Consider the following 6,610-nt stretch of genomic DNA (forward strand, 5'->3'; position numbering starts at 1 on the left):
TCCTCAGAGTGCCAGCGCCGCCGCCGCTCGATCGCGCCCAGAACCTCCGCCCGAACCATCGCCATGACCTTAAAGCGAGACTTAAGGTCATACCGTCCGGGAAATGCCGCCTACCGCGCAAGGCGGCAAGACCGGACGGTTACGGTCTTGCCGCCAGTCGATTGTTGCTGTGGCGTCAAGCCGAGCCAGGCCGCGAACTGCCTGCCGGATCGGAACTGATCGGGATCAGTGACGGTGGCCGCGACCGCGGTCGCCGTGATCACGCCAAGGCCTGGGATGGCGGCGAGCCTCCTGCTCGCCTCGCTTTCGGCATGCCAGGCGGCGATCTGCCGGTCGAGCTCCGCGCTCTCCTGGCCGAGCGCCACGATCTGGCGAAGCATGATCTCCAGCGCCGCACGGGCGAAGGAGGGAAGCACATTCTGACCAGCGAGCGCCTGCTCGGCGAGCCTTGCCAGATTGGCGACGAGCCCCAGTTCGGCCAGATGCGATCGCAAGGCGTTGGCGGCCTGCGTGCGCTGACGAACGAGCAGGGATCTGGCCCGATGCGTCATGAGGATGCCTTGCTGATCGACCGTCTTCACCGGCACGAACTGCATGGTTCGCCGCTGGACCGCTTCGCAGATCGCCTCTGCGTCGATCGCGTCGCTCTTCCCGCGCTCGACGAAGGCCTTGACGTAGGATGGCGGGATCAGGCGAACCTCATGCCCCATCGCTGAGAGCGTTCGCGCCCAATGGTGCGCTGTTCCGCACGCTTCCACGCCGATCAGGCAAGGCGAAAGCTTCGAGAAGAACGGCAGCATCTGCTTGCGATGCAGCTTCTTCACCAGCACCGTCGCTCCGTCCGCGTCGACGCCGTGCGCCTGAAAAACGCTCTTCGCCAGGTCCAGTCCAATCGTCTTGATCGTCATGCGAACGCTCCTCTCGCTGCTTCGGCACCCGGATCGGCACCATAGCGCCGCCGGTGGGGCGGGGGCGTCCACATCATCAAGCTGTCTGCCGGATCGGAGGCCGGCGGGCATGTCGAAGGCTCTTTCGATCGATCTTCGGGCTCGTGTTCTTGCGGCGTTGGCGGCCGGTGCGACCCATCGCGAAGCCGGCGAGCGGTTTGGCGTGAGCGCAGCCAGCGTCAGCCGCTGGCGCCATCTTGAGCGCGAGCAGGGCGACGCCCGGTCCAAAGCGCTGGGCGGCGACAGGCGCTCGGGCCGGATCGAGGCGCACAGGCAAGTCGTGATGGCTGCTCTCGGGCCGGAGAAGGACGCCTCGATCGAGGAGATCAGGCGCAGCCTGGCCGAGCAGGGCCTGGCCTTCGGCTTCGGAACAATCCAGCGCTTCTTCAAACGGCACGCGATCACGCGCAAAAAAAGACCGCTCATGCCGCGGAGCAGAACCGGCCCGACGTCCTGAAGCGCAGGCAGGAGTGGTTCGACAGCCAGCCCGATCTCGACCCGCACCGCCTCGTCTTCATCGACGAGACCTGGGCCTCTACCAACATGGCCCGCCGCCATGGCCGCTGCCGCCGCGGCGAGCGGCTGAGGGTCGCGGTTCCCCACGGCCATGTGTGGACGCCCCGTCGGGCGCAAGCAAAATCTTGGGATAGTCCTTCGCGTGATCGGGTGCTGCCATGTGTCCGGCCTCTGATGCGGCGAGGCTGTGCCGCGGGCCCGTATGGGAGTACGAGGATCGAGACCACTGTCCGCCATCGGCCAACTGATAGACCTCTTCAAACCAGAAGAATGCGCAAATTACTTCGCCGCTGCAGGATATGATGCAGCATGATGGGATTCCGCTCTAAGCTTCATGCGGCGTTGCTGCGTCATCTCCGGCCGCCTTGTGGCTAAGGGCTGGCAGAATTTCCGGATTCTTGTCGGGCGCCAAGGGCGAAACGTATGCGGTAGCGCCCCTCGCGCCACGAGGTCGGCCTTGGCTGCTGCCAGGACATCGGGCCTGGCCAAGAGGTCGTGGCCGAAACCAGCCCCGTGTGACCGTGAGCGCTCTCGACCGAACCGTTCTCGTGCGCGACGCAGCGATTCTTGCACGTCGGCGTAATGCCGTATTGGGCGCAAAAGGCGTCGTAGGCGCCGCGTCACGCCCTGGCCCTGGCCATCTGCGGCGTCTTGCGGGAGCGGGGTCCTGCGCCGCCGGGAGTGGGCTCTGTGAGCCGGACGCCACGCCCCCCGCCCTGGCTGGGCATGCCTTTTCCGATGAGCTCGACTCCGGCTGCGTCCAGCGCGCCGACCAGCTTCATCAGGGAATCGACGTTGCTCTGGATCACCCGTTCGCTACCCTCCATGAGCTGGATCGTCGGCACCGAAAGCCGGCACCGCGCAGCGAGACCAAGCTGATCGAGGCCGAGAAGCGCGCGCGGCGCGTAGCTACGCTCCGGTGATGATAGGCTGGCCATCAATAGCCAAGCGCTGGGTGTCAGTGATTTTTTACGCTCCCGGGGATTTGGTTTCCAGTATGATTCGCGATGCCTGAGACATCACGTCGCGAGCCGGCCCACGCGGTGAACCGCCCCGGATGACCAGTTCGTGGTTGAGCAAGGCGGTCGTCGCGCGTCCCTCGTCGATGAGCGCCGCGAGCGACGCCACCACCGCCGTTCCGAATATCTCATAAGGAATTCTGACAGCGCTGAGCCAGGGCGCGATCCAGGCGTTCAAAGGGTTGTCGTCGAAGCCAAACAGTTCGATCTCTCCGGGCACGCTCACACCCCGCTCGACCAGGCAGCGATAGACACCATAGGCGATGAGATCGCTGAGGCACAGGATGCGGCGGGGTCGCGGCGTAGCTTCGAGCAGCCGCGCCATGCCGATATAGCCGATCTCGAGATGGTGCCTGCCCGGCCCGGTAGCGTGCGCAATCGAGCCTTCGTCGATGCCGGCCTCCGCGAGCCGGCCGAGATAGCCGGCGGCGCGATGCCGCCCGGCGCTGAAGGCAAGCGAGGCGTGCAGCAGCCCAAAGGGGCCGGTCTCGCCCTTCGCGAGCCAGTGCTCTGCGACGGCCCGGCCGGCCGCGTGGTCGTCGATCCCGACGAAGGTGGAATCCTCGGCGCCGGGGTCGCGTCGGTTGACGAAGATCAGGGGCCGCCCGGCGGCGCGCAGCGCATCGAGCTTCGGACTCGGCACCGCGACCAGCAGGACGATGCCCCGCGCCAACTGCGCCTCCATCTCAGCGAGATACTCGTCCTGGATCCCGGCGTCCTCATGAGTATCGCACAGCGCCATCACGAAGCCGGCGTCGCGTAGCGCGAGTTCGATCGAGGCGGCCGCGGCCGCCATCGCCGGATTGCCGAGATTGGCGGCGAGCACTCCGACGATGCGGCTCTCGCGCTGGCGCAACGCCCGGCCGACGCTTTGTGGGCGATAGCCGAGGCTTTCGACCGCCGCCATCACCCGGCTCGCCGTCTCGCTCGAAGCCTTGTTCTCGATGCCGTTCATCACGCGCGAGACGGTCGCGATCGAGACGCCGGCACGGTGCGCCACTGCCGCGATCGAGGCGGGGCGGGGCTGCGCCGTCTTGCTTCTGTCGTGCTTGGTCACGCGCCCGCCGATTCCCTGCAGCCGCTTGCCGCAGTGCATGGTTGCCAGAAGCGCAGCATTTGTCTAGCATTAGGGAAATCGTTTTCCTTCGCAATGAAAAACGAGCCGGGATGGACGCCAAGGTCGAGAGAATTCCAGCAGGCGGTTGGTCGGAACCGGCACTCCAGCCGGGGCACGATCCATTTCAACATCTCCACGACGAGAGCTACGCAGCTCCGTTCGCTGTCGACCGGGTCGGTTGGCGCGACATGCTGTCGGTCGCCGGGCGCACGCTCGAATCGCTCGACGGCGACTGGAACTTCGTGCTCGATCTGCACGACGAAGGCTTGCGCCAGCGCTGGTACGAGGATGAGCCCGGGCCGATCGCCGGCTGGCGCGTTCCGCGCGACTATGACGACGGCGACTGGCAGAGGACCGCGGTGCCGTCCTGCTGGAACGTGGTCCGGCCCGAATGGACCTATTTCGAGGGCGGCGCCTGGTACACGCGCGCATTCGACTTCGCGTCGGGGCAGCCGGGCGAACGCGTCTTCCTGCGCATCGGCGCGGCGAATTACGAGGCGCGCGTCTTCCTCAACGGCGTCTTCGTCGGCAGTCATCGCGGCGGCTCGACGCCCTTCTTCATCGAACTCGGGCCGCATCTGAGGCAGGGCCAGAACCGCCTCCAGATCCATGTCGACAACCGCCGCCGTCCCGAGCGGGTGCCGATGAACCACACCGACTGGTTCAACTATGGCGGGATTTACCGCGAGGTCGGGCTGCTGCGCCTCCCGCCGGTTTTCATCCGCGATTTCGGTGCGGCGCTCGTGCCGGGTTCGGCGGGCAAGCGCGTCGCGGTCGATGTGACGCTGTCGGACGCCGTCGACGGCGTCGCGGAGGTGGAGATAGCGGGGCTGGCCCCGCTCGATCTGCCGGTCACCGCCGGCCTCGGTCGCATCGAGATCGATCTGGCGCCGGAGCTCTGGAGCCCGGCGCGGCCGCGCCTCTACGATGTCGGTGTCCGCTTTCGCGAAGACGAACTGCGCGACCGCGTCGGTTTCCGCGAGATCGCCGTTGCCGGTCAACGCATCCTGCTCAATGGCGAGGACATCTTCCTGCGCGGCATCTGCGTGCATGAGGACGATCAGGCGCTCGGCAAGGTCACCAGCGAGGCCGACATCCGCCGACGCTTTGCCGACGCCAAGGCGCTCAACGCCAATTTCCTGCGCCTGTCGCATTATCCGCATCACGAGATGGCGGCGCGGATCGCCGACGAGGAGGGGCTGCTGCTCTGGCAGGAGGTGCCGGTCTACTGGGCGATCGATTTCGCCAGCCCGGACACCTTCAGCGATGCCGACAACCAACTGCGCGAGATGATCCGGCGCGACCGCAACCGCGCCAGCGTCATCATCTGGGGCGTCGGCAACGAGAACGCCGACACCGATGCGAGGCTCGCCTTCATGAGCGGGCTTGCCGCCTCCTGCCGCGAAATGGACGCCACGCGGCTGGTCTCGGCCGCCTGCCTGATCAACCGCGAGCATTTCCGCATCGAGGACCGGCTCTCGGACGCGCTCGATATCATCGGCCTCAACGAGTATTTCGGCTGGTACGAGCCGTCGCTCGACGGTCTCAGGCGCCTCTTCGCCAATTCCGATCTCGACAAGCCGCTGATCATCACCGAGACCGGCGCGGACGCGGTTGCAGGGCATGACGGCGCCCCGGGCGAACTGTTCGGCGAGACCCACCAGTCGCAGCTCTACGACCGGCAGCTCGATCTCGTCGAAAGCGCGCCCTATGTGCGCGGTTTCTGCCCCTGGGTTCTTTATGATTTCAGGACCGAGCGCCGGCAGACGGGGCTGCAGCGAGGCTACAATCTCAAGGGCCTGATCGCGGCCGACAAGACGACGCGGAAGAAGGCCTTCGCGACGTTGTCGGCGCGTTATGCCGAACTGGCGCAGCGGCAGGGCGAAACGTAAGCTTCGCGTCACGCTTCGACGACAGACGACCACAGCCACGAGAGATGGCGAAACCACCGAGGAGGAACCCAAGATGACGAAACGCCGCATCATCATGATGGCCGGCCTGGCCGCAGCCGCCGCGCTCGGCTTTGCGCCGTTGGCGCAGGCTAAGACGACAATGCGCCTCGGCCACGGTCTGGCCAAGGGCCACCCGGTCGACGTCTCGCTCGAGCTGTTCGCCAAGCTCGTTTCCGAGCGCTCCAAGGGCGAGATCGAGATCAAGGTCTTCCCGGCCGGCCAGCTCGGCCAGCAGCGCGAATTGCTGGAGCAGCTCCAGGCCGGCGCGCTCGACTTCGCCCACGCCAACGCCTCGCCGCTGGCAGCGTTCGAGCCCGCCTTCGGCGTCTTCGACACGCCCTTCCTGTTCCGTGACAAGGCGCATTTCTTCAAGGTCGTCGATGGTCCGATCGGCCGCGAGATTCTCGAAGCGGGCAAGGCCAAGTCGCTGCTCGGGCTTTCCTATCAGGACAATGGAACCCGCAGTTTCTACGCCAAGAAGGCGATCAGGACCCCCGACGACCTGAGGGGCCTGAAGATCCGCGTGCAGCCGGGTCCGATCACTACCCGCATGGTCAACCTGCTCGGCGCGGCCGCCACCCCTCTCGCTTGGGGCGAACTCTACACCGCGCTGCAGTCGGGCGTCGTCGACGGCGCCGAGAACAACGTCACCGCGCTGACGCTGGCCAAGCATGGCGAGGTGATGAAGTTCTATTCCCGTAACGAGCATACGCGCGTTCCGGACGTCGTCCTGGCCTCTGGCGTGACCTTCGGCCGGCTGAAGCCCGCCGAGCAGGAACTGGTCCGCCAGGCGGCGCTCGATTCCTCCAAGGCGCATAACGAGAACTGGCAGAAGGAACTCGACAAGGCCGAGGGCGACGCGGTGAAGATGGGCGTGACCTTCGTCGAAGCCGACAAGCCTGCGTTCCGCAAGGTGGTGCAGCCGATGTATGACGACCTCAAGGCGACCCCTGTCGTCGCCGCTCTGACCGAGAAGATCCAGGCGCTGCAGTAAGGCGAGGCGCGACAGAAGCCCCTTTCCCACTCGATGTTTGGACGGGGGCTGTCTCTTATACACGA

General features: G+C 66.1%; 3 protein-coding genes and 2 pseudogenes. 3 read left to right on the forward strand and 2 right to left on the reverse strand.

Going from position 1 to position 6,610, the window contains the following annotated elements; genetic code table 11:
- Nucleotides 1-143: 143 nt before the first annotated feature.
- Nucleotides 144-908: pseudogene (locus tag AE618_RS23055) on the reverse strand (IS110 family transposase); the annotation flags it as partial.
- Between the two features lie 109 nt (nt 909-1,017).
- Here AE618_RS23055 and AE618_RS23060 point away from each other — a divergent pair.
- A pseudogene (locus AE618_RS23060) lies at nt 1,018-1,776 on the forward strand (helix-turn-helix domain-containing protein).
- A gap of 656 nt (nt 1,777-2,432) precedes the next feature.
- Here the strand turns inward: AE618_RS23060 and AE618_RS23070 are convergent.
- Nucleotides 2,433-3,539, reverse strand: coding sequence for a LacI family DNA-binding transcriptional regulator (locus AE618_RS23070; RefSeq protein ID WP_248310989.1), 1,107 nt, complete (start codon nt 3,537-3,539; stop codon nt 2,433-2,435).
- Nucleotides 3,540-3,787: 248 nt separating this feature from the next.
- On the opposite strand from AE618_RS23070, the gene AE618_RS23075 reads away from it, so the two are divergent.
- Both AE618_RS23075 and AE618_RS23080 read left to right on the forward strand, forming a co-directional pair.
- On the forward strand, nt 3,788-5,491 hold the full coding sequence (locus AE618_RS23075) for a glycoside hydrolase family 2 protein (protein ID WP_197280870.1): 1,704 nt from the start codon (nt 3,788-3,790) through the stop codon (nt 5,489-5,491).
- 73 nt (nt 5,492-5,564) lie between these two features.
- Nucleotides 5,565-6,545, forward strand: a complete 981-nt coding sequence (locus AE618_RS23080; protein ID WP_054211427.1) for a TRAP transporter substrate-binding protein — start codon at nt 5,565-5,567, stop codon at nt 6,543-6,545.
- Nucleotides 6,546-6,610 lie beyond the last annotated feature (65 nt).

It is taken from the genome of Allobosea vaviloviae, assembly GCF_001298265.1.
In the GTDB taxonomy this organism is placed as follows: Bacteria; Pseudomonadota; Alphaproteobacteria; order Rhizobiales; family Beijerinckiaceae; genus Allobosea; species Allobosea vaviloviae_B.

Coding starts and splice junctions, on each gene's coding strand:
- AE618_RS23075 (WP_197280870.1), top strand. CDS start 3,788: ATGCTGTCGGTCGCCGGGCGCACGCTCGAATCGCTCGACGGCGACTGG.
- AE618_RS23080 (WP_054211427.1), top strand. CDS start 5,565: ATGACGAAACGCCGCATCATCATGATGGCCGGCCTGGCCGCAGCCGCC.